Origin of the sequence: Croceibacter sp. (assembly GCF_002716225.1) — a bacterium.
In the GTDB taxonomy this organism is placed as follows: domain Bacteria; phylum Bacteroidota; class Bacteroidia; order Flavobacteriales; family Flavobacteriaceae; genus Croceibacter; species Croceibacter atlanticus.
Map to the genome: position 1 here is coordinate 145,532 of NZ_PAZX01000001.1, position 25,573 is coordinate 171,104.

General features: G+C 33.4%; 26 protein-coding genes and 3 tRNA genes. 13 read left to right on the plus strand and 16 right to left on the minus strand.

Features of this window, described 5'->3' with window-relative positions; translation table 11 throughout:
* Window positions 1-9: 9 nt before the first annotated feature.
* From mnmA to CL818_RS00515, 3 genes are all read right to left on the minus strand, one after another.
* Window positions 10-1,200 carry a tRNA 2-thiouridine(34) synthase MnmA gene (mnmA, locus tag CL818_RS00505; RefSeq protein WP_286971103.1) on the minus strand — a complete coding sequence of 397 codons (1,191 nt, stop codon included), beginning with the start codon at window positions 1,198-1,200 and terminating at the stop codon, window positions 10-12.
* 93 nt (window positions 1,201-1,293) lie between these two features.
* Window positions 1,294-1,986 carry a toxin-antitoxin system YwqK family antitoxin gene (locus tag CL818_RS00510; protein ID WP_272973270.1) on the minus strand — a complete coding sequence of 231 codons (693 nt, stop codon included), beginning with the start codon at window positions 1,984-1,986 and terminating at the stop codon, window positions 1,294-1,296.
* Between the two features lie 81 nt (window positions 1,987-2,067).
* Window positions 2,068-2,520: an SRPBCC family protein gene (locus CL818_RS00515; RefSeq protein WP_272973271.1), complete on the minus strand. Its 453-nt coding sequence runs from the start codon at window positions 2,518-2,520 to the stop codon at window positions 2,068-2,070.
* 152 nt (window positions 2,521-2,672) lie between these two features.
* Here CL818_RS00515 and CL818_RS00520 point away from each other — a divergent pair, with 152 nt between their 5' ends.
* The 8 genes from CL818_RS00520 (at window position 2,673) to CL818_RS00555 (ending at window position 12,017) form a co-directional block, all read left to right on the plus strand.
* Window positions 2,673-4,271 carry a peptidylprolyl isomerase gene (locus CL818_RS00520; protein ID WP_286971104.1) on the plus strand — a complete coding sequence of 533 codons (1,599 nt, stop codon included), beginning with the start codon at window positions 2,673-2,675 and terminating at the stop codon, window positions 4,269-4,271.
* Between the two features lie 7 nt (window positions 4,272-4,278).
* On the plus strand, window positions 4,279-4,632 hold the full coding sequence (locus tag CL818_RS00525; RefSeq protein WP_286971105.1) for a hypothetical protein: 354 nt from the start codon (window positions 4,279-4,281) through the stop codon (window positions 4,630-4,632).
* The gene (locus tag CL818_RS00530; RefSeq protein WP_272973273.1) at window positions 4,622-5,497 is read left to right on the plus strand and encodes a peptidyl-prolyl cis-trans isomerase; all 876 of its coding nucleotides are present in this window, start codon (window positions 4,622-4,624) and stop codon (window positions 5,495-5,497) included. The genes CL818_RS00525 and CL818_RS00530 overlap by 11 nt, the downstream gene beginning before the upstream one ends.
* Window positions 5,460-6,950 carry a peptidylprolyl isomerase gene (locus CL818_RS00535; protein ID WP_013185960.1) on the plus strand — a complete coding sequence of 497 codons (1,491 nt, stop codon included), beginning with the start codon at window positions 5,460-5,462 and terminating at the stop codon, window positions 6,948-6,950. Before CL818_RS00530 ends, CL818_RS00535 begins: the two co-directional genes overlap by 38 nt.
* Before the next feature lie 3 nt (window positions 6,951-6,953).
* Window positions 6,954-7,907, plus strand: coding sequence for an AAA family ATPase (locus CL818_RS00540; protein ID WP_272973274.1), 954 nt, complete (start codon window positions 6,954-6,956; stop codon window positions 7,905-7,907).
* Between the two features lie 245 nt (window positions 7,908-8,152).
* Entirely contained in the window at window positions 8,153-10,420 is a 2,268-nt protein-coding gene (locus CL818_RS00545) for an aconitate hydratase (RefSeq protein ID WP_272973275.1), read from the plus strand.
* A gap of 297 nt (window positions 10,421-10,717) precedes the next feature.
* On the plus strand, window positions 10,718-11,446 hold the full coding sequence (locus tag CL818_RS00550; protein ID WP_041240841.1) for an XRE family transcriptional regulator: 729 nt from the start codon (window positions 10,718-10,720) through the stop codon (window positions 11,444-11,446).
* A 1-nt stretch (window position 11,447) separates the two neighbouring features.
* Complete coding sequence (locus tag CL818_RS00555; RefSeq protein WP_272973276.1) at window positions 11,448-12,017, plus strand: TlpA family protein disulfide reductase; 570 nt, start codon at window positions 11,448-11,450, stop codon at window positions 12,015-12,017.
* On the opposite strand, the gene CL818_RS00560 is transcribed toward CL818_RS00555, so the two are convergent.
* From CL818_RS00560 to CL818_RS00595, 8 genes are all read right to left on the minus strand, one after another.
* The gene (locus tag CL818_RS00560) at window positions 12,000-13,151 is read right to left on the minus strand and encodes a lycopene cyclase family protein (protein WP_272973277.1); all 1,152 of its coding nucleotides are present in this window, start codon (window positions 13,149-13,151) and stop codon (window positions 12,000-12,002) included. The genes CL818_RS00555 and CL818_RS00560 overlap by 18 nt on opposite strands.
* A gap of 9 nt (window positions 13,152-13,160) precedes the next feature.
* On the minus strand, window positions 13,161-13,613 hold the full coding sequence (locus tag CL818_RS00565; RefSeq protein WP_013185954.1) for a sterol desaturase family protein: 453 nt from the start codon (window positions 13,611-13,613) through the stop codon (window positions 13,161-13,163).
* A gap of 2 nt (window positions 13,614-13,615) precedes the next feature.
* A complete protein-coding gene (locus CL818_RS00570) occupies window positions 13,616-14,455 on the minus strand; it encodes a phytoene/squalene synthase family protein (protein WP_272973278.1) in 840 nt (279 codons plus the stop codon).
* Entirely contained in the window at window positions 14,456-15,922 is a 1,467-nt protein-coding gene (crtID, locus tag CL818_RS00575; RefSeq protein ID WP_272973279.1) for a bifunctional phytoene desaturase/3,4-desaturase, read from the minus strand.
* A gap of 1 nt (window position 15,923) precedes the next feature.
* On the minus strand, window positions 15,924-16,817 hold the full coding sequence (locus CL818_RS00580; RefSeq protein ID WP_013185951.1) for a MerR family transcriptional regulator: 894 nt from the start codon (window positions 16,815-16,817) through the stop codon (window positions 15,924-15,926).
* A 140-nt stretch (window positions 16,818-16,957) separates the two neighbouring features.
* Window positions 16,958-17,041 (minus strand) — tRNA-Leu (locus CL818_RS00585).
* A gap of 8 nt (window positions 17,042-17,049) precedes the next feature.
* Window positions 17,050-17,122: transfer RNA gene (locus CL818_RS00590), tRNA-Lys, on the minus strand.
* 38 nt (window positions 17,123-17,160) lie between these two features.
* Window positions 17,161-17,233: transfer RNA gene (locus CL818_RS00595), tRNA-Lys, on the minus strand.
* Between the two features lie 108 nt (window positions 17,234-17,341).
* Here CL818_RS00595 and CL818_RS00600 point away from each other — a divergent pair.
* Window positions 17,342-17,860 (plus strand): shikimate kinase, encoded by a 519-nt coding sequence (locus CL818_RS00600; protein ID WP_272973280.1) that lies wholly within the window; start codon window positions 17,342-17,344, stop codon window positions 17,858-17,860.
* On the opposite strand, the gene CL818_RS00605 is transcribed toward CL818_RS00600, so the two are convergent.
* The 3 genes from CL818_RS00605 to CL818_RS00615 are packed head-to-tail and all read right to left on the minus strand — an operon-like array spanning window position 17,852 to window position 19,292.
* Window positions 17,852-18,346 carry a phosphoribosyltransferase family protein gene (locus CL818_RS00605; RefSeq protein WP_013185949.1) on the minus strand — a complete coding sequence of 165 codons (495 nt, stop codon included), beginning with the start codon at window positions 18,344-18,346 and terminating at the stop codon, window positions 17,852-17,854. The two genes, CL818_RS00600 and CL818_RS00605, sit on opposite strands and share 9 nt — an antisense overlap.
* A gap of 3 nt (window positions 18,347-18,349) precedes the next feature.
* A complete protein-coding gene (locus CL818_RS00610; RefSeq protein ID WP_272973281.1) occupies window positions 18,350-18,925 on the minus strand; it encodes a class I SAM-dependent methyltransferase in 576 nt (191 codons plus the stop codon).
* Complete coding sequence (locus CL818_RS00615; protein WP_272973282.1) at window positions 18,915-19,292, minus strand: RNA-binding S4 domain-containing protein; 378 nt, start codon at window positions 19,290-19,292, stop codon at window positions 18,915-18,917. The genes CL818_RS00610 and CL818_RS00615 overlap by 11 nt, the downstream gene beginning before the upstream one ends.
* Before the next feature lie 83 nt (window positions 19,293-19,375).
* Between CL818_RS00615 and CL818_RS00620 the strand changes: the two genes are divergently transcribed.
* Window positions 19,376-20,344 carry an FKBP-type peptidyl-prolyl cis-trans isomerase gene (locus CL818_RS00620; RefSeq protein WP_238524716.1) on the plus strand — a complete coding sequence of 323 codons (969 nt, stop codon included), beginning with the start codon at window positions 19,376-19,378 and terminating at the stop codon, window positions 20,342-20,344.
* Between the two features lie 71 nt (window positions 20,345-20,415).
* On the opposite strand, the gene CL818_RS00625 is transcribed toward CL818_RS00620, so the two are convergent.
* Both CL818_RS00625 and CL818_RS00630 read right to left on the minus strand, forming a co-directional pair.
* The gene (locus tag CL818_RS00625; protein ID WP_272973283.1) at window positions 20,416-21,369 is read right to left on the minus strand and encodes a transketolase family protein; all 954 of its coding nucleotides are present in this window, start codon (window positions 21,367-21,369) and stop codon (window positions 20,416-20,418) included.
* Window positions 21,370-21,387: 18 nt separating this feature from the next.
* On the minus strand, window positions 21,388-22,233 hold the full coding sequence (locus CL818_RS00630; protein WP_272973293.1) for a transketolase: 846 nt from the start codon (window positions 22,231-22,233) through the stop codon (window positions 21,388-21,390).
* A gap of 171 nt (window positions 22,234-22,404) precedes the next feature.
* On the opposite strand from CL818_RS00630, the gene tgt reads away from it, so the two are divergent.
* From tgt to CL818_RS00645, 3 genes are read left to right on the plus strand one after another with little or no spacing between them, the layout of a single operon-like run.
* Window positions 22,405-23,535, plus strand: a complete 1,131-nt coding sequence (gene tgt / locus CL818_RS00635; RefSeq protein WP_272973284.1) for a tRNA guanosine(34) transglycosylase Tgt — start codon at window positions 22,405-22,407, stop codon at window positions 23,533-23,535.
* Entirely contained in the window at window positions 23,535-24,614 is a 1,080-nt protein-coding gene (locus CL818_RS00640; protein WP_219360449.1) for an LptF/LptG family permease, read from the plus strand. The genes tgt and CL818_RS00640 overlap by 1 nt, the downstream gene beginning before the upstream one ends.
* Window positions 24,601-25,530: a DMT family transporter gene (locus tag CL818_RS00645; protein WP_272973285.1), complete on the plus strand. Its 930-nt coding sequence runs from the start codon at window positions 24,601-24,603 to the stop codon at window positions 25,528-25,530. Before CL818_RS00640 ends, CL818_RS00645 begins: the two co-directional genes overlap by 14 nt.
* Window positions 25,531-25,573 lie beyond the last annotated feature (43 nt).

Below are 25,573 nucleotides of genomic sequence, written 5' to 3' on the forward strand. Positions count from 1 at the left end.
AAATATATTTTAAGATATTACACCGCTACCAATAAGTTCTTCGTCTTGATACCAAGCTACAAATTGTCCTTCTGCAATGGCAGATTGAGGGTTGTCGAAAATTACATATAAGCCGTGTTCGGTTTGGTGTAATGTTGCTTTTTCTAAAGTTTGACGATACCTGATACGTGCCATAACATTCATAGTGTCACCTGTATCAAGTTTTAAATCTTCACGAATCCAATGTATTTCATGAGGGCTAACAAAAAGGCCTCGCCTATATAAACCTGGATGCTGTTTTCCTTGGCCTGTGTATATAATGTTTTCTTCTACATCTGTATCTATTACAAATAATGGTTCTGGAGTACCGCCTACACCTAAACCTTTACGTTGTCCTTTTGTAAAATAATGTGCACCTTGGTGTTTGCCAACTACTTTACCATCTTCAAAATTATATGTAAACTTTTTAGACAGGTAAGCCAACTCTTCTTCAGTTGTATTAAAGTCTTCTTTAGTGTCTTTTGCGTATTGGTCTAAAGTTGAGTCAATCTCTACGATATCTCCTTCCTTAGGTTTTAATTGTTGTTGCAAGAAATCTGGAAGCCTTACTTTTCCTATAAAACAAAGACCTTGAGAGTCTTTTTTGTCTGCGGTAACTAAATCTTGCTCAGCTGCAATTTTTCTTACTTCACTCTTTTGCAACTCACCAATTGGAAATAATGTTTTAGATAATTGCTCTTGAGAAAGTTGACATAAAAAGTAAGATTGGTCTTTATTATTATCTTTTCCAGACAATAATTGGTAAATGGTTTCACCATCCTTTTCTATACTGCTTTTTCTGCAATAATGTCCTGTGGCTACATAGTCTGCTCCTAAAGACATTGCAATCTTCATAAAAACATCAAACTTAATTTCACGATTACAAAGCACATCTGGATTTGGGGTGCGTCCGTTTTTGTATTCATTAAACATATAGTCAACTATACGTTCTTTGTACTCTTCGCTTAAATCTACAGTTTGAAATGGTATGCCTAATTTTTCGGCTACAAGCATAGCATCATTACTGTCATCCAGCCAAGGACACTCATCACTTATGGTTACGGTATCATCATGCCAGTTTTTCATAAACAAGCCAATAACCTCATAACCTTGTTCTTTAAGTAAATATGCAGAAACACTACTGTCTACACCACCACTAAGTCCTACTACTACACGTTTCATATTAAGTTGTAATAATTTAGAGCAATTTGCAAAGCGCAAATGACTTTCTAAATTTAGTTTGCAAAATTACAAAATAGAGTCGAAAATTGTGTTCTAACCTTTCTTTCTAGAGGTGTTAATAGGAAAGAAAATTTCTTCAGTTAAATTTCCTTGGTCATAATATTGCCAGTAACCGTCTTTTCTGCCATTTTTATATTGACCTTTTTTTGTTACTTCACCTTTACCGTTATAAAATAGTGCCGCGCCGTGTAGCTCATTATTTTTGTAATTAAGGTGTTGTAGCAAAACACCATTAAGTGAGTAAAGTTTGTAGTCTCCTTCTTTATTACCGTTAATATAATTGTATTCCTCTGTAATATTTCCGTTATCGAAATATGCAGTTTTTTTTCCGTGAAGCTTATCGTCTTTATAATGTTCTATCATCATAATAGCGTCTGTGTTATTGTGATAATACTCCCATTTACCAGTCCTTAGCCTATCTTTTAATTGCCCTTTACTTATAAGTTTTCCCTTTTTTGTAAAATAGGATACCAAGACAAGGTCTGTATCTTTTGAATATGTTTTGATAGCAGAAGGCTGTTTTCCATATTTTGGCTTGTAAAACATAAACTCACCAACTTCTTTTCCGTGCTCAAAAGTACCTTGATATCTTAATTGATCATATCCTTCGTACGTTTTTTTCCATAACCCATGACGTTTTCCATTACTGTCAAATTGGTTTATAGTATTTTGAGAAAAAAGTGATATACTAGATAGAAACGTAATTAAGACTAACAATTTTTTCATGGTAATTTATGTTTGTTTTGTTAACGTTTAAAGTGTTTCAAATAATATGCCGCTAACAAAGTTTAGTTTTAGCACACAAAATTAATCTAATACACTTTTATTGTCTTCTGCAAAGGCTTTAAAATCTTTCATATATTTTAAAGATTGTTTTTTAAATGCGCCAGGCATAAGAAACCCCATAATTTTCATCATTAAGTTGTTAAAACGGAACTCAGATTCAGATGTCCACTTAGTATGCCCATTAGAAGTATTTTCAAAATGATTTGTTTGAATATTATAAACACCTTTGGTGTCATAAGATGTAATGAGCAAATCAGGAAGATCGTTTTTAATAATAGTTTCAATCATTGTAAGTTCCCGTTTTCCCATTTTATAGTCTAGTTGCATTTTGGCGCCTTCTGCACCAAAATCACCACTAAGCTGTTTGTAGTGTATAAGTCCTCTTTGCCAATGCTTCATGTTCTCAGCATTATCAAAAATTGAGATGGTTTTTTCTCGTGGCAATTCTATAATTATTTGAGAGCTATATTTCATGTAGTTTTTAGTTTAATATGCACTAATATAATGTAGAATAATGATTAGAGCAACCATATACGTTATGGAGTGTAATTTCGTTATAACAAAAGAGTTGAAAACCGCTTGAGTTTATTATTTTTGCGGACATTGCTTAAATTAAACACGCATTTATGAAATTATATCGGTTCTTATTTGTGTTTTGCTTACTTATTGCGGGCAACACAATTGCGCAAGAATTAGATAAACAGATAATAATGACTTTAGATGGTGAGCCAGTTTACGCATCTGATTTTGTTAGGGTTTATCAAAAAAATTTAGATTTAGTTCAAGATGAGTCTCAAAAGGATGTCGATGAATATTTAAAGCTTTTTATAGATTATAGGTTAAAACTACGTGAAGCCTATGAGCAAGGATTAGATACTACACTTAAGTTTCAACGAGAGTTTAAAACATACAGAAACCAGATGGCACGTAACTTCTTAACAGATAATAATGTTACAGAAGCATTAGTTCAAGAAGCTTATGATCGTACTGTAAATGAAGTTAACGCCAGTCATATATTAATAAGAGTAGATCAAAATGCTACGCCAGAAGATACATTAAAAGCATATTCTAAGATTAAAGATATTAGAGAGAAAGCTGTAAATGGCAGGTCTTTTGAAACTTTAGCAAAAACTTATTCTGAAGATCCTTCTGCTAAGAAAAATGGAGGTGAATTAGGATGGTTTACTACTCTTAAGATGGTTTACGCCTTTGAAGAGCAAGCGTATACAGTTCCAGTTGGAGATGTGTCTGAACCTTTTAGAACAAGATTTGGCTATCATATCTTAAAAGTTAATGATAGAAGAGCATCTGCTGGTGAAGTTGAAGTTGCCCATATAATGGTATCGCCAAAACCTAAAGACACCGTTTTTAATCCAAAAGACAGGATTGAAGAATTGTATTTAAAAGTAAAGCAAGGAGAAGACTTTGGTGTGCTTGCTAAACAATTTAGTGATGATAGGAATTCAGCTAGGCGAGAAGGAAAATTAGATAGATTTGGTAGTGGAAAGCTAAATTCTGAAGTTTTTGAGAAAAAAGCATTTTCATTAACAAAAGCAGGGCAAGTTACAGAGCCGTTTGAAACTCAATACGGCTGGCATATTATAAAACTTATTGATAGGTTTCCTATTCCTAGTTTTAACGAGATGCGTGGAGAATTAGAGAAAAAAGTAACTAAAGACTCTAGGGCAAACTTAATTAGTGATGCTTTGGTTGCTAGCTTAAAAGATCATTATTCTATTGGTGATTTTTCTGAAGCTAAGTCTTTCTTCAGCACTTATGTCACTAAAGATGTAAAAGATGGAAATTGGGCTATTTCAGATAACAGCACATTAGATCAACCATTATTTAAATTAAGAGATTCTGTATTTAAGTATAGAGATTTCGCGAAATTCATTTATAATAAACAGGTAAATAAAGGCTTAAGTGGCGATAAAAATACTGCTATAAACAATTGGTTAAAAGAATATGTAGATGGTAAGGTGTTGGCCTATCACCGTGATCATTTGGAACAGGAAGATAAAGAGTTCTCTAATATTGTTTCAGAATATCGAGATGGTCTTTTGTTGTTCGATCTTATGGAAATGAACATTTGGAACAAAGCTAAAAAAGACACTTTAGGATTAAAAACTTTTTACGAGACTAACAAACAAAATTACCTTTGGGATAAACGCGTAAACGTTACTATGGCTAAGGTTAATAATAAAACAGACGCCAAAAAAAGTTAGAAATTTAATGAAGAAAGGTGTTTCTGAAGTTGATGTTAAATCACAAATTAATAGTGATGAATCTATGACCACCTTATTTTCTAATGGTACGTTTAATGTAGAAGATGAGGTATTGCCTAAAAAATTAAAAATTAAGCAAGGTATTTCTAAAGTGTATGAAGAAGACAATTATTACACTGTAGTAAACATTAAAGATGTGTTACCTGCTGGTCCTAAAACTTTTAAAGAAGCTAAAGGAACTATTGTAAGTGACTATCAAGATTATTTAGAGAAAAACTGGATTGCGGCATTAAGAACAAAATATTCTGTAAATATTAATGATGATACAGTAAACCTTATAAAAACAAAGCTTGAAGACTAAATTAAATTACATACTAGCTATTTTTTGCGGTGTATTTTTACTGCAAAGTTGTGATTATTTTAATTTTGACTTTGGCCCTGAAGATGAGCGTGAAGTCGTGGCGCGTGTAAACAAAAGCTTTTTGTATAGAGAAGACATTTCTAATCTAACAACCGCAACAACATCTAAAGAAGATAGCATTGTAATTGTAAATAATTATATAGACCGTTGGGCAACTCAGCAGCTTTTAATAGACAGAGCAAAACTTAATTTGAATTTAGAGCGCCAGAAAAAATTTGATAAGTTGGTAGATGATTATAAGAATCAACTTTACACCAAGGCTTATACAGATGCAATGGTGGTAAAGAAAATAGATTCTGTTATTACAGAAAATCAAGTTAAAGAATATTTTGAGGCTAACAGTACAGCTTTTAGTCTAAATGAAACATTATATAAACTAAGATATGTAAGGCTGCCAGATGGTTCATCATCTATAAATCAAGTAAAGCGAGAAATAGCAAGATTTAATAGTGAAGACAAACAATCTTTAATGAATAGTGTTGTGGAGTTTCCTCAATACAACCTTAATGATTCAATTTGGAGAGAATCCAGACAACTTTTGGAAGATTTGCCAGTGTTAAAAGAAGCGCAACCTTGGCAATTAAACACTGCAGATAGATATGTGCAACTTAAAGATTCTCTTGGCGTCTATTTAATATATATTAAGGATATTAAAGAACGTGGAGAACAAGCACCACTATCTTATATAAAACCAACGGTTGAGCAGATTATACTTAACAAGAGGAAACAAGAATTGATAAAAAACTTAAGAACAGATATAACGAAGGATGCAATTAAAAATAATGAATTTGAGATTTTCAACTAAATATTTAACTGTGGCAGCACTAATAGGCGCTACAGTATCACTAACTGCTCAGGAAACAACATCAGATAGTACAGCGGTACAGACTAAGCAAGTTATAGTTACAGAATCTAGCACAGCTGTTACAGAAACAGCCGCAGTTCAAGACACTGTAAAAAAGCCCTTCAAGAAATTTAAGGTAGATGGTGTAGCTGCAGTAGTTGGAGAGTACGTAGTTTTAGATAGTGATATAGATAAGGCATATATAGAGCTTAAAAGTCAAGGTATTTCTGTTCAGGATATAACACGCTGCAATTTAACAGGGAAACTTCTAGAAGATAAGCTTTATGCACACCATGCCGTAATAGATAGTATTATGGTAAATGATGCTGAGGTAAATGCTTACGTAGATCAGCAAATAGATTATATGAAACGTCAATTAGGAACAATGGAAAAGGTTCTTAATTTTTATCAAAAAGATAATGAAGGCGAATTTAGAGCAGAGCTTTTTGAGATTAACAAGCAAAATAAGTTAGCTGGAGAAATGCAACGCTCAATTGTAGATGGTATTGAGATTACACCTGAAGAAGTAAGAGAATACTTTAACGGTATCCCTAAAGAAGACAGGCCCTTATTTGGAGACGAAATTGAAATCGCTCAAATTATAATTCAGCCAGAAATACCACAAGCAGAACGCCAACGCGTTATAGATCGTCTAAATGAAATGCGTAGAGATGTATTAGATAATGGAGCAAGTTTTGCTACCAAAGCGGTATTGTATTCACAAGATACAGGATCTAGAGCTAATGGTGGTCAATACTCTTTAACACGTAAAGACCCATTTGTAAAAGAATTTAAAGATGCTGCTTTTAGTTTACAAGAAGGTGAAATTAGTGAGCCTTTCGAAACAGAATTTGGATTTCATATCCTTATGGTCGATAAGATAAGAGGACAAACTGTAGATGTAAGACAAGTACTTTTAGTGCCAGATACAACACCAGAAAGTGTAAACGCTGCCAGAAAACAAATAGACAGTTTAAAAACTGAAATTAATAAAGGAACTATTACTTTTGAAGATGCTGCAGTTCAATTCTCAACAGAAGAAGAGACAAAGCAAGATGGCGGACAGTTAATTAATCCTGCAACTGGAGATACAAGATTTGAACTTACAAAGATTGATCCTACAATTTACAACCAAGTGGTTAATCTAGATGAAAATGAAATTTCTCCTATTTTAACTGAAGAAGATAGAGTAGGCCGTAAGAAATTTAAAATAATGACAGTTACAGATAGGTATGAAGAGCACATTGCAGATTATGCTCAAGATTACTTGAAAATTAAAGAACTAGCACTTAAGGAAAAACAATTAAAAGCCATTGAAGCTTGGCAAGAAGAAAAAATTGACGATACTTACATTAAAATAAATGGCGATTACAGAAATTGTGATTTTGCTAGTGACTGGTTAAAACAAAATTAAAATATGTCAGACGTTTCAGCTGTTAAACACCTCGTTGAAAAACATACCCAACTAAAAAAAGAAATAGCAAAAGTTATTGTTGGGCAAGAGCAAGTCATCGAGGAAATATTAATTTCTATATTTTCTGGAGGGCACGCGCTTCTTGTTGGTGTTCCAGGTTTAGCTAAAACGTTAATGGTAAATACCATTTCTCAAGCCCTTGGTTTAGATTTTAAGCGTATTCAGTTTACGCCAGACCTTATGCCAAGTGATATTTTAGGATCTGAAATTTTAGATAAAAACAGAGAATTTAAGTTTTTAAAAGGACCCGTATTTTCTAATATTATACTTGCAGATGAAATTAACAGAACGCCTCCTAAAACGCAAGCAGCACTATTGGAAGCAATGCAAGAGCGTTCTGTAACAGTTGCAGGAACCAATTACCCTTTAAGCTTGCCTTATTTTGTATTGGCAACTCAAAACCCTATTGAGCAAGAAGGTACTTACCCTTTACCAGAAGCACAGTTAGACCGTTTCATGTTCTCTATAAATTTAGATTACCCAAGTTTTCAGGAAGAGGTAGATGTTGTAAAGGCAACTACTGGAGACCATAAAGCAACAGTTAACCCTTTATTTACGGCACAAGAAATTATAGATTTTCAACAACTAATACGGCGCATACCTGTAGCTGATAATGTTATAGAGTATGCAGTTGAAATTGTTGGAAAAACACGTCCTAAATCTTCAGAAGCCTCTAATCTTGTAAAAGAGTTTGTAGATTGGGGTGCAGGACCAAGAGCTTCCCAAAACTTAATTTTAGCTGCAAAGACACACGCAGCCACTAGAGGGAAATATTCTCCAGATATTGAAGACGTACAAGCAGTTGCAACAGGTATTCTTAGGCATAGAATGATAAGAAACTACAAAGCAGAAGCAGAAGGCATATCTATAGAGCAGATTATAAAAGACTTATTTTAGGAAACTAACTGTTTGTTATTCTTTATCTATACTTTAATGATATATAAAGAATTAGGGTAAAATTCTGAAGACCTTAATAATATGTCAAATATTCAATACATCCTTAAGTTAGGTTATAATAAATCTGTAATTTCATAATAAGTCTTTATGAAAATTAGATAAATTGCAATACTGGCATTAAACTTTTAAATGTCTTTGTATTTCCGTATTTTCGCAAGACTTCAAAAAATAAACACACTCACACTATGGCATTCGATATTGACATGATAAAAAAGGTCTATGACCAAATGACGGAACGTGTAGATAAAGCACGTGAGGTTGTTGGTAAGCCCTTAACACTTTCAGAAAAAATACTTTATAGTCACCTTTGGGACGGTAATGCAACTCAAGCATTTACTAGATCTAAAGATTATGTAGACTTTGCACCAGACCGTATAGCTTGTCAAGATGCTACAGCGCAAATGGCGCTTTTGCAATTCATGCAAGCTGGAAAACCTAATGTTGCAGTGCCTACTACAGTACATTGTGACCACCTTATACAGGCAAAGCAAGGAGCTAAAGCAGATTTAAAACGAGCTAACGAAACAAGTAATGAGGTTTTTGATTTTCTTGAATCTGTATCTAAAAAATATGGTATTGGCTTCTGGAAACCAGGTGCAGGTATTATTCACCAAGTAGTATTAGAAAATTATGCATTTCCTGGAGGAATGATGATTGGTACAGACTCTCATACAGTTAACGCTGGTGGTTTAGGAATGGTAGCTATTGGTGTTGGTGGTGCAGATGCTGTCGATGTTATGGCTGGTATGCCTTGGGAACTTAAGTTTCCAAAACTTATAGGTGTAAAGCTAACCGGGAAACTTAATGGTTGGACAGCTGCTAAAGATGTTATCTTAAAGGTTGCTGGTATTCTTACCGTAAAAGGAGGAACAGGCGCAATTATTGAATACTTTGGGCCAGGCGCAAAATCTATGAGCTGTACTGGTAAAGGAACTATTTGTAATATGGGTGCAGAAGTTGGTGCAACAACATCAACATTTGGTTATGACGAATCTATGGAGCGTTTCCTTAGAGCGACAGACAGAAGTGATGTGGCAGATGCTGCTAACGCTGTTAAAGATTACCTTACTGCAGATCCTGAAGTTTATGAAACTCCAGAAGATTATTTTGATGAGGTAATCGAAATAAATCTTGACGAGTTACGTCCTCACCTAAACGGACCTTTTACTCCAGATTTAGCGACACCTGTTTCAGAAATGAAAGACAAGGCTAAAAAGAACGACTGGCCAATTAAAGTAGATTGGGGTCTTATAGGATCTTGTACAAACTCATCTTATGAAGATTTAACTAGAGCTGCATCTATAGCTAAACAAGCTGTAGATAAGAAGATAATAGCAAAGTCTGACTTTGGTATTAATCCAGGTTCAGAGCAAATACGTTACACAGCAGAGCGTGATGGTATTCTTAAGATATTTGAAGACCTTAATGCAACAATCTTTACAAATGCCTGCGGACCTTGTATTGGGCAATGGGATCGTAGTGATTTAAAAGGCGATGAAAAGAATACTATAGTACACTCTTTTAATAGAAACTTCTCTAAAAGAGCAGATGGTAACCCTAATACACATGCCTTTGTAGGATCTCCAGAAATGGTGGCTGCAATTGCAATCTCAGGACGTTTAGATTTTGATCCACTTAACGATACGCTTCTAAATGAAGATGGTGAAGAGGTGAAATTAGATGTGCCTAGCGGTATAGAACTGCCTCCAAAAGGTTTTGATGTAGAAGATGCAGGTTATGTAGAGCCAGTTTCAGATGGTAGCGATGTAGATGTAAAAGTAGCTGAAGATAGTGAGCGTTTACAACTATTAACACCTTTTGAGCCTTGGGATGGTAAAAACTTAACAGGCGCTAAATTGCTAATTAAAGCATTTGGAAAATGTACTACAGACCACATTAGTATGGCTGGTCCTTGGTTACGTTATAGAGGTCACTTAGATAATATTTCTAACAACTGCCTTATAGGAGCTGTAAATGCTTACAACAAGCAAACAAACTTTGTGAAAGACCAATTAACCGGAGAGTATGATGCCGTGCCAAAAGTACAGCGTCATTACAAGGAAAAAGGTATACCAACAGTTGTTGTAGGAGATCATAACTATGGTGAAGGTTCTTCTAGAGAGCACGCTGCAATGGAGCCAAGACACCTTGGTGTGAAAGTAGTATTGGTGAAATCTTTTGCAAGAATTCATGAAACAAACCTTAAGAAACAAGGTATGTTAGGAATCACTTTTGCAAATGAAGCCGACTATGATTTAATACAAGAAGATGATACGTTCAACTTTATAGATTTAGAAGATTTTGCACCAGATAAGCAATTAACTATCGAGATAGTTCACGAAGATGGTAGCAAGGATACAATTAAAGCAAATCACACTTACAACCTTCCACAAATTGAATGGTATAAAGAAGGATCTGCATTAAATCTTATAAAAAAACAGAACAAGTCTTAAGCCCTTTGGTTTAATATATTTTATAAAAGGCTGAACGTTAATCGTTCAGCCTTTTATGTTTTAGCCTCGAAATGTTAAAATTTAACAAAATATATATCTTAAATTATTCTTAAACTATCATTCGCGATAACTCCTTTTGTCATCAATGTGCTAAATATTAACGATTAAATGTTTATTAATAATTTATTGCACTAAAAATTGGTTTAAATAGTTTATGGAGGTCATCTCATTATGTTAATGTGCAATCATAAACTACTGCTTATCCCTAAATTTGTTATTCACTAACTTAATGCTCTCATGATGATGACATCAATAGGTCAAAGAATAAAATCATTACGTAAGGAAAAAAAATACTCACAACAATTTATTGCAGAAAAACTTAACATTTCACAAAGTGCTTACTCTTTAATTGAAAGTGCACATAATAATGTTATGATAGGTCATGTACTTACACTTTCAAAGTTATATGATGTTAGTACAGATTTTATACTCAAAGGAGAAACTAACCTTATTCATATGAATATTGAAAATGGTTTTATTCCTTTTATAAATGTTGAGGCTGTTGCAGGTAATTTAAATGAACTGCAAGGAGCACATTCACAAAGTGAATATGACAGATATAGAATCCCAGGATTTAAATCTTCATCTAATCACCTATTATTTGAAGTAGAGGGTGATAGTATGACACCAACATTTTACCCAAATGATATCTTAATTTGTGAAGCTCAACATTCTATTTCAGATGTTGCAGATAATTCATTAGTTGTAATAGGGACAGAAAAAGGTCTCCTTACTAAGCGCGTAAAGAAAGAATACGGCTATTGCTACTTAGAAAGTGATAATAAACACTATAGCCCGATAAAAATAGAGAACGAAGAAATTAAAGCAATTCTTTCAATAAAAGGTAAGGTTACAAGCAAAGTTAATACTAACACAAAAGTAGAAACAGATAAGTTTGAACATATGGAATCTAACCTTAAGCAGTTAGAATATCAAATTGAAAGACTTTCCCAGCAAATAAAATAGATTGAAAACAATATTTAAATTCTTAAAAAAGCAATGGCAAAATGTGTTGTTGCTTTTTTTTATTGTGTTACTCTTAATACCGCAAACCAGATTTAAGATTCAGGTGTTTGCACAACAGTTATTAGCTTTTTCACCAAGTATTGAAGAGACTTCGAAAGAAGTTAATTTGTCTAATTGGGAGATAGTTGATGCCAATGGTATGGTGTTAAATGTAGAACATATAAACAAACCGTTAGTGGTTAATTTCTGGGCTACTTGGTGTCCGCCTTGTGTGGCAGAAATGCCAAGTTTTCAAAATGTTTATAATGACTACAAGGACGATGTGGTATTTGTGTTTTTATCTAATGAGGATGTCAAAACTACCAAAGCCTTTGCAGAAAAACACAATTATACATTGCCATTTTATACAAGTACAAATAACTTACCCGAAGCTTTTAACAGTAATCAATTACCAACCACTTACGTGTTAGATGCTAAAGACAACCTAATTATAAACCATACAGGTAGTGCTAATTGGAATAGTAAAAAGTTTAGAAGTACTTTAGATGAGCTCCTATCTAAACCTGAATAGTGTTTTTAAAAATGCTTTAACAAACTTAAATGATTTTAAGCTCCACACTATTTTTAAATCTTCGTTAAAGGAAGTTTCTTCATCTAAAAACTTTAGGGCTACTGCCATTTCATTCTTGCTGTAAAAATCTTGAAAGAGTTTAGGGCCGTAACTGTTATCATCTTTTAAGACTTTAAGGAAAATAGCATCAAACAACTCAAATTTATTATTGTACAACCCATTAGTTGGATGACTATCAGTTTTAATGTTCTCAATTATACTCTTCGATTTCTTTTCAGACATTTTAAATGAATAACCACTTGAACCTTTAACCCAACCACCAGCAGTTCCAATTTTGGTAATGGCATCTGTATGGTGTTTTTTAAACTTGTAATCTGTCATAGGAATAATACCTTTTTCAGATTCAATTATAGTATAATCTGTAATAGATAAGGTATTAGAAATATAGGTTTTTAAGTACGAATCATAAATATGGTCTTCAACTAAACTTGGTGAGAAGAACGTGTATTCAATAAGAGCTTTAGTAGGCGTAATAGGCAAAACATACATAAAACTAGTGGTGTTCTTGTAGGTTAACCTATAATCCATCATTGTTAAGACTTCAGGGTTAAATGTCGGTTTTTTTGTACTTATAGTACATCCCTTAAAGTGTTGTAAAAGAGTAGTGGCAGTTTTGTCTTTTTCAAAATCTTCACTAAGCCTACTATCAAAGACGTGCTTGGCTTGAAACGAATTAGTATTGCAGGTTACAGTGACTATGTTGTCTTCATTAACATATTGTACGTCATCTTTAAAAAACTGAATAGTATTGGAAGCTTCAATCTCACTTAAAACAAGATTGTAAAAATCCAACGATTTTACCATCTTGTACGTATAAGGCAGTAAGGGCACATTTATTTTTTTAGATGTACCATAAACTAATGCGCTAGTCCAAGATTTTGTAAGAATAGAATCCCAATTTCCCTTACCTTTTTCCCAAAAGCAATACGTTTTGTCGTTTTCAGATTTAGAAGATTTATCAATTATAGCTATTGAAAAATCTTTAAAAAAAGGATCATTAAGAAACGAATGAGCTAAATGAAGACCAGATAAACCTGCACCAATAATGATGAAATCAAAAGACTTGGTGCTCATACAATTTACTTATGATCTATTAAAATACTTAAGTGGTGGAAATAACATACCAAAACATTCACCCTTTTCTTTCCCTAAGTGTTTGTGATGTATTTTGTGGGCGCGTCTTATACCTTTTGCATACCAGTTATTGGCATTTCTAAAAAGTTTAAATCTCTGATGTATAAAAATGTCATGAACCATAAAGTAAGCCACACCATATGCAAATATACCAAGACCTATGGGAAGACCTATCCAAACGTTATAAAAGCTCCACGATACAAAACAACCAATACTTACTAGTGCGTAAAAAATAAAGAAGAAATCGTTTCGCTCCCACCAACTGTTATGATCTTTATGATGGTGATCTTTATGTAGTTTCCATAAAAATCCGTGCATTACATATTTATGGGTAAACCAAGCCATAAATTCCATTATGCAGAAAGTGAGTAGAAATACTAAAATCCAAATAAGGATATCCATATCTATAATAAATTTAATCTGCAGGTTACGTAAGATTTTGCCATTAATCCTGCTTTTTCATAATTAGGTACTCGTATGCGTTTATTGCGTATCTCCAGAGATGGTGTTTTCTTTAATTTGTGTAGTAGCCTCAAATAATACACATAAGCTGTATAAACGCCTAATTTAGCTTCTACAGGCAGCCTTTGTATACCTTTTAAGCCAGCTTTAAAATCTAATTCAATTTCTTCAATAATCCTTTTCTTACTATTCTCGTCTAATTTTTGAAGGTTTGTATTGGGAAAGTAACTTCTATTTAAATCTTCTAGATCTGCTTTAAGATCTCTCAGGAAATTTACTTTTTGAAAAGCAGAGCCTAATTTCATGGCGTCTTCCTTAAGGTCATCAAATTTTTGTTGATCTCCTTTTACAAATACTTTTAAGCACATTAAGCCTACAACATCTGCACTGCCGTAAATATAATCTTCATATTCTTCTTTTGTAAGGTACTTAGATTTATAAAGGTCTAACCTCATGCTTCTTAAAAAAGACATGTAGAATTCTTCTTCTATATTAAATTTATGAACTGTTTCCTGAAACGAATTTAATATAGGGTTTAAGCTAATTTTATCTCTTACAGCTTTTTTTAAATCTTCCTCAAAATCGTTTAATAAAGTTTCTTTATCATAATTGTGAAAAGAGTCTACAATCTCATCAGCAAATCTTACGAAGCCGTATACATTATAAACATCTTGTCTTATAGAAGGTGCTAATAATTTTGAAGCTAATGAAAATGAAGTGCTATAAGAGTTTGTAACTGCTTTGCTACAATCTCTAGAAACGGTGTCAAAAATAGATTTCATTTAATTCTTGTTGTGTTTTTGTATAAGGCCAGCAACTAATTTTCCGGAAATTAGGGATGGTGGCACACCTGGTCCAGGAACAGATAACTGTCCTGTAAAATACAGATTTTTTACAGTCTTACTTTTTAATTTAGGTCTTAAAAATGCGGTTTGAAATAATGTATTTGCCAAACCATATGCGTTGCCTTTATAAGAGTTATAATCTTCAATAAAATTATTGAGACAATAGGTCTCTTTAAATATAACGTTTTTTTGAACTGTTTGGTTGGTTAAATTTTCAAAACGAGTCATTATTTTTTTAAAATAAGTTTCTCTAATAGCTTCAGTGTCTTCAATTCCAGGCGCTAATGGAATTAAAAAAATTCCAGCTTCTTTACCTTTAGGAGCTACACTTGAGTCTGTTTTGGAAGGAAAACTTGCATAAAATAAAGGGTTTTCCGGCCATTGAGGATCATCATAAATAGCTTTTGAGTGCTCCTCGAAATCTACATCAAAAAATAAAGTATGATGCTCAACATTTATTATTGGGGTGTCAAAACCGATATAAAATAGTAATGCTGAAGGCGCAAAGGTTTTTTTGCTCCAATATGTTTCAGAATATTGTCTTAGTTTTAAAGGTAGTAAAGTTTCTGTATGATGATAATCTGCACCACTTAAAACAATATCTGCAGTAATTGTGTCGCCATTTACAATAAGTCCTGTTGCCGAGCTATTTTGAACTAAGATTTTCTCTACGTTTGCATTAGTGTTAATCTTAACACCTAGAGACTCTGCTAAAGTTTTCATGCCTAAGACAACTTGATACATGCCACCTTTGGGATGCCAAGTACCTAAACCAAAGTCTGCATAATTCATAAAGCTATAAAATGCAGGAGTATTGCTTGGTTTAGCTCCTAAAAAAAGCACAGGAAACTCAAGTATTTGGATTAGTTTTTCATTATTGAATTGTTTTCTAACATCTTTAGAAATAGTGCTAAAAAAAGCGCCTATTTTTTTAATGGTTTCAGGTGTTATTAATTCTAGAGGAGAAACACCTGGTCTGTAAACTAAATCTTTTATGGCAATATCATAATTTGATTTAGCTTTGGTTATAAATTTTTCTAATTGTTTAGAGCTGCCTTTTTCTTCAGCCTCAAATGCAGCGTATATTTTAGTTAATGTGTCTTCTATTAAAATAGACTCAGTTTCAGAGAAAACGACTTTATATGCAGGTGAAAGCTTTTCTAAGGTATAATAGTCTGATGGTTTTTTATCGAAATCGTTAAAAAATCGCTCAAACACATCTGGCATCCAATACCAAGTTGGGCCTATATCAAAAGTAAAACCGTCTTTTTTATACTGTCGTGCTCGGCCTCCAACGGTGTCATTTTTTTCGTAAATGGTAACTTGGTGACCTTCTTTTGCTAAGTATGAAGCACTTGCTAATGCAGAAAAACCACTGCCTATAATTGCTATTCTTTTCTTCAAATTAATATTGTAATTGTAAAATGGCTTGTGAAACAGTATCGAAAAACTTTATGTTATTTTTAAATCCAGACTTATCTATACCTTGGTGCTTTCTGCCCATAACCCAAAGCTCTTTGATGCTCTCTTTACAAATAACTTCCTCAAATTCTTTAATGTATGAAGGAATGTCTTCTGGTTGTACTGTGAAATATGTTGCGAAAATTATAGTTTCATGTAGGTTTAGTATGTTTTCAAGATCACATACAGGCAAGCTGCTTCCTAGATTAATAACTCTATAGTTTTCTAACAAAACTTCATAATGAAAATAATTTAAGCCTAAATCATGAATTTCATTAGGTGGTAAGTATAAAACAAATAATTTGCTGTCATCATAATTATTTGGATTCTGGGCTTTCTCTATCTCAATACTTAATTTTTGTTTTATAAGATTGGTTATAAAATGCTCATGACAAGGATTAATGGTTTTTGTTTGCCATAAAAGACCTATCTCTTCAAGCAAAGGAATAAAGACATCTTTAAATATGTCACGAAATCCTTTTTCTGAAAGCAATTTTTGATAAGTGCTTTCAAATAGGATTTCGTCAAAATTTATCATTGAAATTTTAAACTTTGCTATAGCTCTATTTTCATCACTTTTACTTGCTGAAATTCTATTCACGAGTTTGATGACATCTTCGTCACTCATTTTAGAAATCCTAGAGATTTTATAGCCGTTATCATTCAGGAAAGATATATTTAATAATTTCTGAAGATTGGTGATATCGTACAATCTAATATTAGTATCTGTACGGTCTGGTTCTAATGCGCCATATCTTTTTTCCCATATTCGAATAGTATGAGCTTTAATGCCGCTTAGATTTTCAAGATCCTTTATGCTGAATTTTTGTTTAACCATTGTATTTAATCGATTAAACAAAACTAAATAAAAAGAATGCAATATCACTAAATAGGACGTTAAAATCTCATTTATTTGATAATAAAAAAAAATTTAAAATTGTGGAGTTGAAAAAAACCTTGTAGAAAACAAGGTTTAAGTGCCCAGAATGAGAGTCGAACTCACACGCCCTAACGGACACATGGCCCTCAACCATGCCTGTCTACCAATTCCAGCATCTGGGCAAAAGAAGTGATCTGGCTGGGGCTCGAACCCAGGACCCTCTCCTTAAAAGGGAGATGCTCTACCAACTGAGCTACCAGATCTAATAAAAAAAAGGCTTTCGCCTTTTTAAATAAAGAAGTGATCTGGCTGGGGCTCGAACCCAGGACCCTCTCCTTAAAAGGGAGATGCTCTACCAACTGAGCTACCAGATCATGCATATTTAGATTTCTCTAATGCGGGTGCAAATATACTATCATTAATTTATATGACAAAGGTAAAATGTCATATTTTTACTAACTTATAAATTTAAATTAGTTTTAATGGTTTTTTTAATGGGGTATATGGGAAGTGGAAAATCTACCTTAGGTAAGGCTATATCTAATGTTACGGATATTCCTTTTTATGATTTAGATCACCTTATAGTAAAAGATACAGATATTAGTATTTCAGATTTTTTTAAAAAACATGGTGAAATAGCCTTTCGAAAAAAAGAAACAGAAGTATTAAAAGCTTTGATAGAAAGTAATGAAAGGTGTGTTGTTGCTTTGGGTGGTGGTACTCCTTGTTATGCAAATAATTTAAGTTTAATTAAAGACTCCAATTCAGTAACGTCAGTATATCTAAAACTTTCATTAGATGCTTTGGTTAATAGGTTATGGGGTAATAAAATTACTAGGCCTTTAATAAGCCACATAGAAAGTAAGCAAGAATTGAATGATTTTGTGAGAAAGCATCTCTTTGAGCGTAGTTTTTATTATAATCAAGCAGATGTGATCCTTAGCTGTGATGCTAAAACTGAGAGTGAGTTAACTAAAGAAATTTCTACAGAATTATTCTAAGGTTACTTTCATTTTAGGTGAAAATGTAACGACAACATTTTCATTTATTGATGTTGATAGTGAAATACCTTTATAGTCTGCCTTTACAGGATATTTTTTATGATTTCTATCTACAAGAACAGCGGTTTTAAATTGTTGTAATGGAACCTTTAAAAAATGACTTACTGCATAAATCAAAGTAGAGCCAGAGTTTAAAACATCGTCAACGAGAATCACAGATTTATTTTTATACACATCTTCACTCACGTCAACCTTTACTGTGCCAATTGGGTTTTTCTTGTCAATGTCAAGTTTGCAAAGAGTAACGGTAAGGTTAGATACTTTTTCAACAGCCTCTTTAAGCTTTATAGCAAGCTTGTGTCCATTAGGATAAATCCCAGAAATAATAACAGAAGACTCATTAATGTTGGCTTCGTAAATCTGAAATGCCATCCTTCTAATTTTATGTTCAATATCTTCTGCAGATAAAATTTCAGCTGTTGTCATGAGTTACTTTTTTTCAAAGATAAAAAAGAGTTCACTTCCTTGTCTTGGTTTTATTGAATTATAGCAATTTTCTAACTTCTTAATTTTAAATAAGTTTTTAAATAGATTTTTGTATTCTTTTTTATTACCGCCAAATGGAGGTCCCGTTTTATCAAATTCTTTATTGAAAAACAAGCCTACTAAACATCCGTTGCTATTTAAAAGCTTAGATGTATGATGAGCATAATTTAGTCTTTGCTCTGGGTGTAAAGCGCAGAAGAATGTTTGCTCTAATATTAAATCAAATTTTTGAGTTAAGTTAAAGAAGTCTAGATGTAAAATATGAGATTTCGGAAAATCTGGTACTCGTTTAGAGAATTCTATTAATGGGTGTTCTGCTAAATCAACTATAAAAACATTTTCAAAACCTTGATTGTGTAGGTATTCAGCCTCGTAAGCATTTCCGCAACCAGGAATTAAAATAAAAAGTGTTTTATTAGAAAGTGTGTCTATGTAGTGTTTTAAAGGAGGTGATGCTGTGTTAAGATCCCATCCAGTGTTGTTATTGGCATATCGTTGTTCCCAAAAGTTAGATGTCATCTGTATCGTCTATAAAATCCTCAATATCTCTACGGTCTTTTTTAGTGGGTCTTCCTGCGCCTTTTTCACGTTGTTGAGATTTTGTATAACTCAATAAGTCTAATTTTTCTAAATTTTCTGCAGGTGTAATATCTATAAGATATAATCCAACTAATTTAGCACCAACTCTAGATTTAGGGGTGTCAAGTACTCTAATTTTATAATTAATCTGATTTTTTCTCACTTCAATTTCATCTAAAGGATGAACTTCTCTTGAGGGCTTGAGATTTTGGCCGTCTATCTTTACGCGACCAAGATTACACGCTTTAGTGGCAAGACTTCTAGTCTTAAAATATCTTACACACCATAAATATTTGTCTACTCGCATATTAATTAAGGGGATTAGCCGTTACAGTATAGCAAAAATACAAGAATATTGTATCTTGCGCATAAAATTAAGCAATGATGAAAATGAATAAAATTTTACTTCCAGCTATATTGGTTTTAGCTGTACTTGTATCTTGCAATGATGATGATACAGAGGATTTTGTACCTGTGCCGGATAGAGATAGGGCAGAGGTTGATGCAGAAGATCAATTAGAATTACAAACCTATCTTGAAACCCATTTTTACAATTATGAAGAGTTTGAAAACCCTTCGGAAGATTTTGATTATGTGGTAAGGTTTGATACAATTGCAGGAGAGAATATAGATAAAATTGCACTTATTGACAGACCAGAACTTTATACTAAGACTGTTGAGGAGGCAGATATAGATTATAACTTATATGTTCTTAAAGTAAGAGAAGGTGTTGGTCGTGCGCCAACAGCAGCAGACTCAACATATGTTACCTATAGAGGTGAGTTGCTTACAAATGATCTTTTTGATAGTTCTGTGCAACCTATTTGGTTTGATCTTCCTGGAGGATTAACAGCGAGTGGTTTAATACCTGGATTTACTGCTGGTATAACAGAGTTTAAAGATGCAAGTGGATTTGTAGAAAACACAGATGGAACCATAACTTTTAATGATGATTATGGTATTGGAGCGGTTTTCTTTCCTTCTGGGATAGGTTACTTTAGTGGTAGTGTGGGGATTATTCCTACATATTCTCCATTAATTTTCAGTTTTAAATTATTTGTATCTAATCAAGCAGATCACGATAATGATGGTATTCCGTCATTCTTAGAAGATGCAACTGGAGAAAATAGTGAATTTGAAAGTGGAGAAGATACAGATTCAGATGGCGGCCCTAATTATTTAGATGCAGATGATGATAATGATGGAGTTCTTACAAGAGATGAAATTATTTCTGAAGATTTAAATAATGATGGTGTTATTACTATAGATGAAATTATTTTTACAGATAGCAATAATGATGGCATTGCAGATTATTTACAGGCAGATGTAGATGGTAGTCCGGAAGAAGAGGAAGAATAAAAAGAAAACATTCTAATAAAGAAAAAGCGTAAACATTTGTTTACGCTTTTTTTATTCTTAAAAAGTTAAGTCTATTTTCTAGAGATAACTTGCTTTGCTTTAGCAATAATAGCATCTGCATTAAGACCGTATTTATCCATTAATTGTGCAGGCGTTCCACTTTCTCCAAATGTATCTTCTGTAGCTACAAATTCTTGTGGAGTTGGTAAATTAAGGGAAAGAGTTCTTGCAACACTTTCTCCTAAGCCGCCAAGATAGTTATGCTCTTCAGCAGTAACAATACATCCCGTTTTTTTAACAGAGTTAATTATGGCTTCTTCGTCTAAAGGCTTTATTGTATGAATGTTAATTACTTCAGCAGAAATACCATCTTTCTCTAATGCTTCACAAGCTAATAGAGCTTCCCAAACCAAATGTCCAGTTGCAACAATAGTAACATCTGTACCTTCATTTAACAGAACAGCTTTTCCAATTTCGAAAGTTCCGTTTTCAGGCGTGAAATTAGCAACCTTAGGACGTCCAAATCTTAAATAAACAGGACCTTCGTGTTTTGCAATTGCAAGAGTTGCTGCTTTAGTCTGGTTGTAATCACAAGTGTTTATGACAGTCATGCCTGGCAACATCTTCATTAATCCGATATCTTCCAAAATTTGATGGGTAGCACCATCTTCACCAAGAGTGACACCTGCGTGAGATGCGCAGATTTTTACATTTTTATCTGAGTAAGCTACACTTTGTCTTATCTGATCGTAAACACGACCAGTTGAAAAGTTAGCAAATGTTCCTGTAAATGGTATTTTTCCTCCAATAGTCATTCCTGCAGCAATACCTATCATATTAGCTTCTGCAATACCTATTTGAAAAAATCGATCTGGGTGGTTTTCTTTAAACTCATCCATTTTTAATGATCCTGTTAAGTCTGCACAAAGTGCCACTACATTTTCATTGGTTTTTCCTAATTCTGTTAAACCAGCTCCAAATCCTGAGCGTGTGTCTTTATTTCCTGTATTAGTGTATGTTTTCATTGTAATGTAGTAATAGCGTTAGTAGTCTCCTAAAGTTTCTGGATTTTGCTTTAAAGCAGTTTCTAGTTGCTCGTCATTAGGTGCTTTTCCGTGCCAAGCGTGAGTGTGCATCATAAAATCTACACCGTTACCCATAACAGTATGCATAAGAATAAGTACAGGCTTACCGTTTCCGGTTTTGCTTTTAGCCAACTTTAGGCCATCTATAACTTCCTTTATATTATTTCCATCTTTAATTTCTAAGACATCCCATCCAAAAGCTACAAACTTCTCTTTAAGATTTCCTAATGGTAATACTTTATCTGTCGAGCCATCAATTTGTTGCCCATTTAAATCTATAGTAGCAATTAGGTTATCTATACCATTACCTGCAGCATACATAAATGCTTCCCAGTTTTGTCCTTCTTGCAATTCGCCATCGCCTAAAAGTGCATATACTAACTTATCGTCTCCATTTAATTTTTTAGTACTTGCTGCACCAATTGCAACAGATAGGCCTTGCCCTAAAGAGCCAGATGCCATACGTATGCCTGGTAAGCCTTCGTGGGTAGTTGGGTGTCCTTGTAATCTAGAATTAATAAGTCTAAATGTATTAAGTTCTTCAACAGGGAAGTAGCCACTTCTAGCTAAAACACTATAAAAAACAGGTGATATATGCCCGTTAGATAAAAAGAATACATCTTCATCTTTACCGTTCATGTTAAAATCACTGTTATGTGTCATTACCTCTTGGTAAAGAGCTGTAAAAAATTCTGCACAACCTAATGAGCCTCCAGGATGCCCTGAATTTACGCGGTGTACTTGTCTCAAAATGTCTCGTCTCACTTGAGTTACGAAATCCTCTAATGCTTTAATGTCTGCCATATTTGGAATAGGTTGATTTTCTGCAAAAATACGCATTGTTATAAGGGTTAAAAAATTAAAAGAATGCAGTTATTAACGATTTTAAGGAAGTAGTAAACAACTCGTATTAATTTTTGAAGCAAATTCGATAATCTATTTCAGTTGGTTATCTTTGCCCTTCTATTTTAGCCTATGACATTCGATCTTCTTTCTACAGATAAAAATTCTCAAGCACGAGCAGGAACAATTACTACAGACCACGGTAAAATTGAAACTCCAATTTTTATGCCTGTTGGTACAGTTGGTACTGTAAAAGGTGTACATCAAAGAGAATTAAAACAAGATATTAATCCCGATATAATTTTAGGGAATACGTATCATTTGTATTTAAGGCCTCGAACAGAGATTTTAGAGAAAGCTGGTGGGTTGCATAAATTTATGAACTGGGATCGTAATATCTTAACAGATAGTGGTGGTTACCAAGTTTACTCATTATCGTCTAATAGAAAAATAAAAGAAGAAGGCGTAAAGTTTAAATCCCATATAGATGGTAGTATGCATACGTTTACTCCAGAAAATGTGATGGAAATTCAGCGTACAATAGGTGCAGATATAATTATGGCTTTTGATGAGTGTACGCCCTACCCGTGCGACTATCAATATGCAAGACGATCTATGCATATGACGCATAGGTGGTTAGAGCGTTGTGTGGCGCATTTAAAAAAGCTGCCTTTTAAATACGGTTATGAGCAAACCTTCTTTCCTATTGTACAAGGTAGTATCTACAAAGATTTAAGACAGCAATCTGCAGATTATATAGCAAGTGTTGGAGCAGACGGAAATGCAATTGGAGGTCTTTCAGTTGGAGAGCCTGCCGAAGAGATGTATGCTATGACAGATGTTGTTACAGCAATATTGCCTAAAGAAAAGCCACGTTACTTAATGGGTGTTGGTACTCCTATTAATATACTTGAAAATATTGCGCTTGGTATAGATATGTTCGACTGTGTAATGCCTACAAGAAATGCACGAAATGGAATGTTGTTTACCGCACACGGTACAATTAACATTAAGAATGCCAAGTGGAAAGATGATTTTTCTCCTATTGATGAAATGGACATTACTTGGGTAGATACAGAATATTCTAAAGCATATTTAAGACATCTTTTTTCTGTAAATGAATTTTTAGGCAAGCAAATTGCTACAATTCATAACTTAGGCTTTTATTTGTGGTTAACTAGAGAAGCGCGTAAGCAAATATTAGCAGGTACTTTTAGAGTATGGAAAGATAAGATGGTTAAACAAATGGACAAACGCCTTTAATGAAAATATTAGATTGGTACATATTAAAACGATACTTAGGAACTTTTGTAACCTTGTTGTTGTTGTTTATACCAATTGGTATTACAGTTAATTTAGCTGAAAAAATTGATAAGATTTTAGCTAATGATGTACCTTTTATTGAAGTTGCGGAGTATTACTTAAACTTCACCATTTACTTTGCTAATTTATTATTTCCGCTGTTTTTATTTCTCTCGGTAATTTGGTTTACTTCAAAACTAGCTAACAATACAGAGATTATAGCATTTTTAAGTTCTGGAGTTTCCTTTTATAGGTTTTTAAGACCATACCTAATAGGTGCTACCATAGTGTGTTTATTAGCATTAATAATGGGTATGTATTTAGCGCCATCTGCTAGTAAGGGTTTTAATGAGTTTAAATACACTTACCTTAAAAGTGGAGGAGACAACCAACAAGAAACCAAAAATGTTTACAGGCAAATAAATGACGACGAGGTTATTTATGCCACAAACTTTAATCCTTCAAGGCAATCTGCTCTAAATTTCACACTTGAGCATTTTAAGGATAATGTGTTAGAATATAAGATTAGTGCCTCTAGGTTACAGTATAATAAGGAAGACACAACGTATACCTTAACTAACTTTAATAAACGTTTGGTTGGTGCTAGAGGAGATTCTTTAATTCATTACAGAAAGTTAGATACAATCTTGCCATTTGAGTTTGATGAACTTACGCCTAATTCCTACGTGGCAGAAACACTTAATTTTAATGAACTTAATAAGTTTATTGAAGATGAAAAACGACGTGGATCAGGGAATCTAAATAGATATTTAGTGGTTGCTTATAAAAGATGGAGCACACCAGTTTCGGCTTATATACTTACTATTATAGCTGTTGCGGTTTCTGCAATGAAACGCCGTGGCGGTATGGGTATTAACCTAGCAATAGGTATTGCGGTGGCATTTAGTTTTGTCTTTCTAGATAAAGTTTTAGGTACTATCGCAGAACAAAGTGACTTCTCACCACTTGTTGCGGTCTGGTTTCCAAATGTGTCCTTTGGGATATTAGCAATCTATCTACTTTACAATGCCAAACGCTAAGCTACAAAGTTACTTACATTTTCATGTTATTGTTTTTATATGGGGTTTTACCGCAGTTTTGGGAGCACTCATATCTATCGACGCTTTACCGTTAGTGTTTTATAGAATGTGGTTAGCAAGCGGTTTTATTTTTTTGTGGATTCTTTATAAAAAGAAACCTTTAAGAATGACTGCAAAACAACTATTAATTTTGGCATCTGCAGGAATTGTGATTGCCTTGCATTGGCTAACTTTTTTTGAAGCTATAAAAGTTTCAAATGTCTCTATCACGCTAGCGCTTATTGCTACTGGCGCATTCTTTACTTCAATTATGGAACCTATTTTCTATAAGCGAAAAGTAATTTGGTACGAAGTTTTTTTTGGTGTCTTGGTTATTGCAGGTCTTTACATAATATTTAATGTAGAAACAGATTATGTTTTAGGTATTATTTTAGCATTAATATCTGCATTCTTATCTGCAGTTTTTTCCTTGATAAACGGCAAATTAGCGCAAAAAGGAGATGCTTCAGTTATTTCATTTTATGAGTTGCTAATTGGCGTAATCGCTATTACAATCTATTTAGGTTTTGATACTTTTATAGGAGAAGCATCAGCAGGATTTACTTCAGAATTTTTTCAACTTAGCAATCAAGATTGGTTATTGTTATTGGTGTTGGCATCGGTTTGTACGGCGTATGCATTTATAGCATCTGTTGCTGTTATGAAGTACCTGAGTCCATATACAATTATGCTAACTATAAACTTAGAGCCTGTTTACGGTATAATATTAGCATTTTTCATCTTTGGAAGTAAAGAAGAAATGAATCCAGAATTTTATTATGGTGCTTTAATAATTTTATCTACTGTAGTGTTAAATGGAATTCTGAAAAATAAAGACGGTATTGGCAGATTTGCTAAGCGAAGAAAAATGAGATAAGTTTTAAGTGTAATCTTAAAACTAGAATATTCACTTCCCAAAA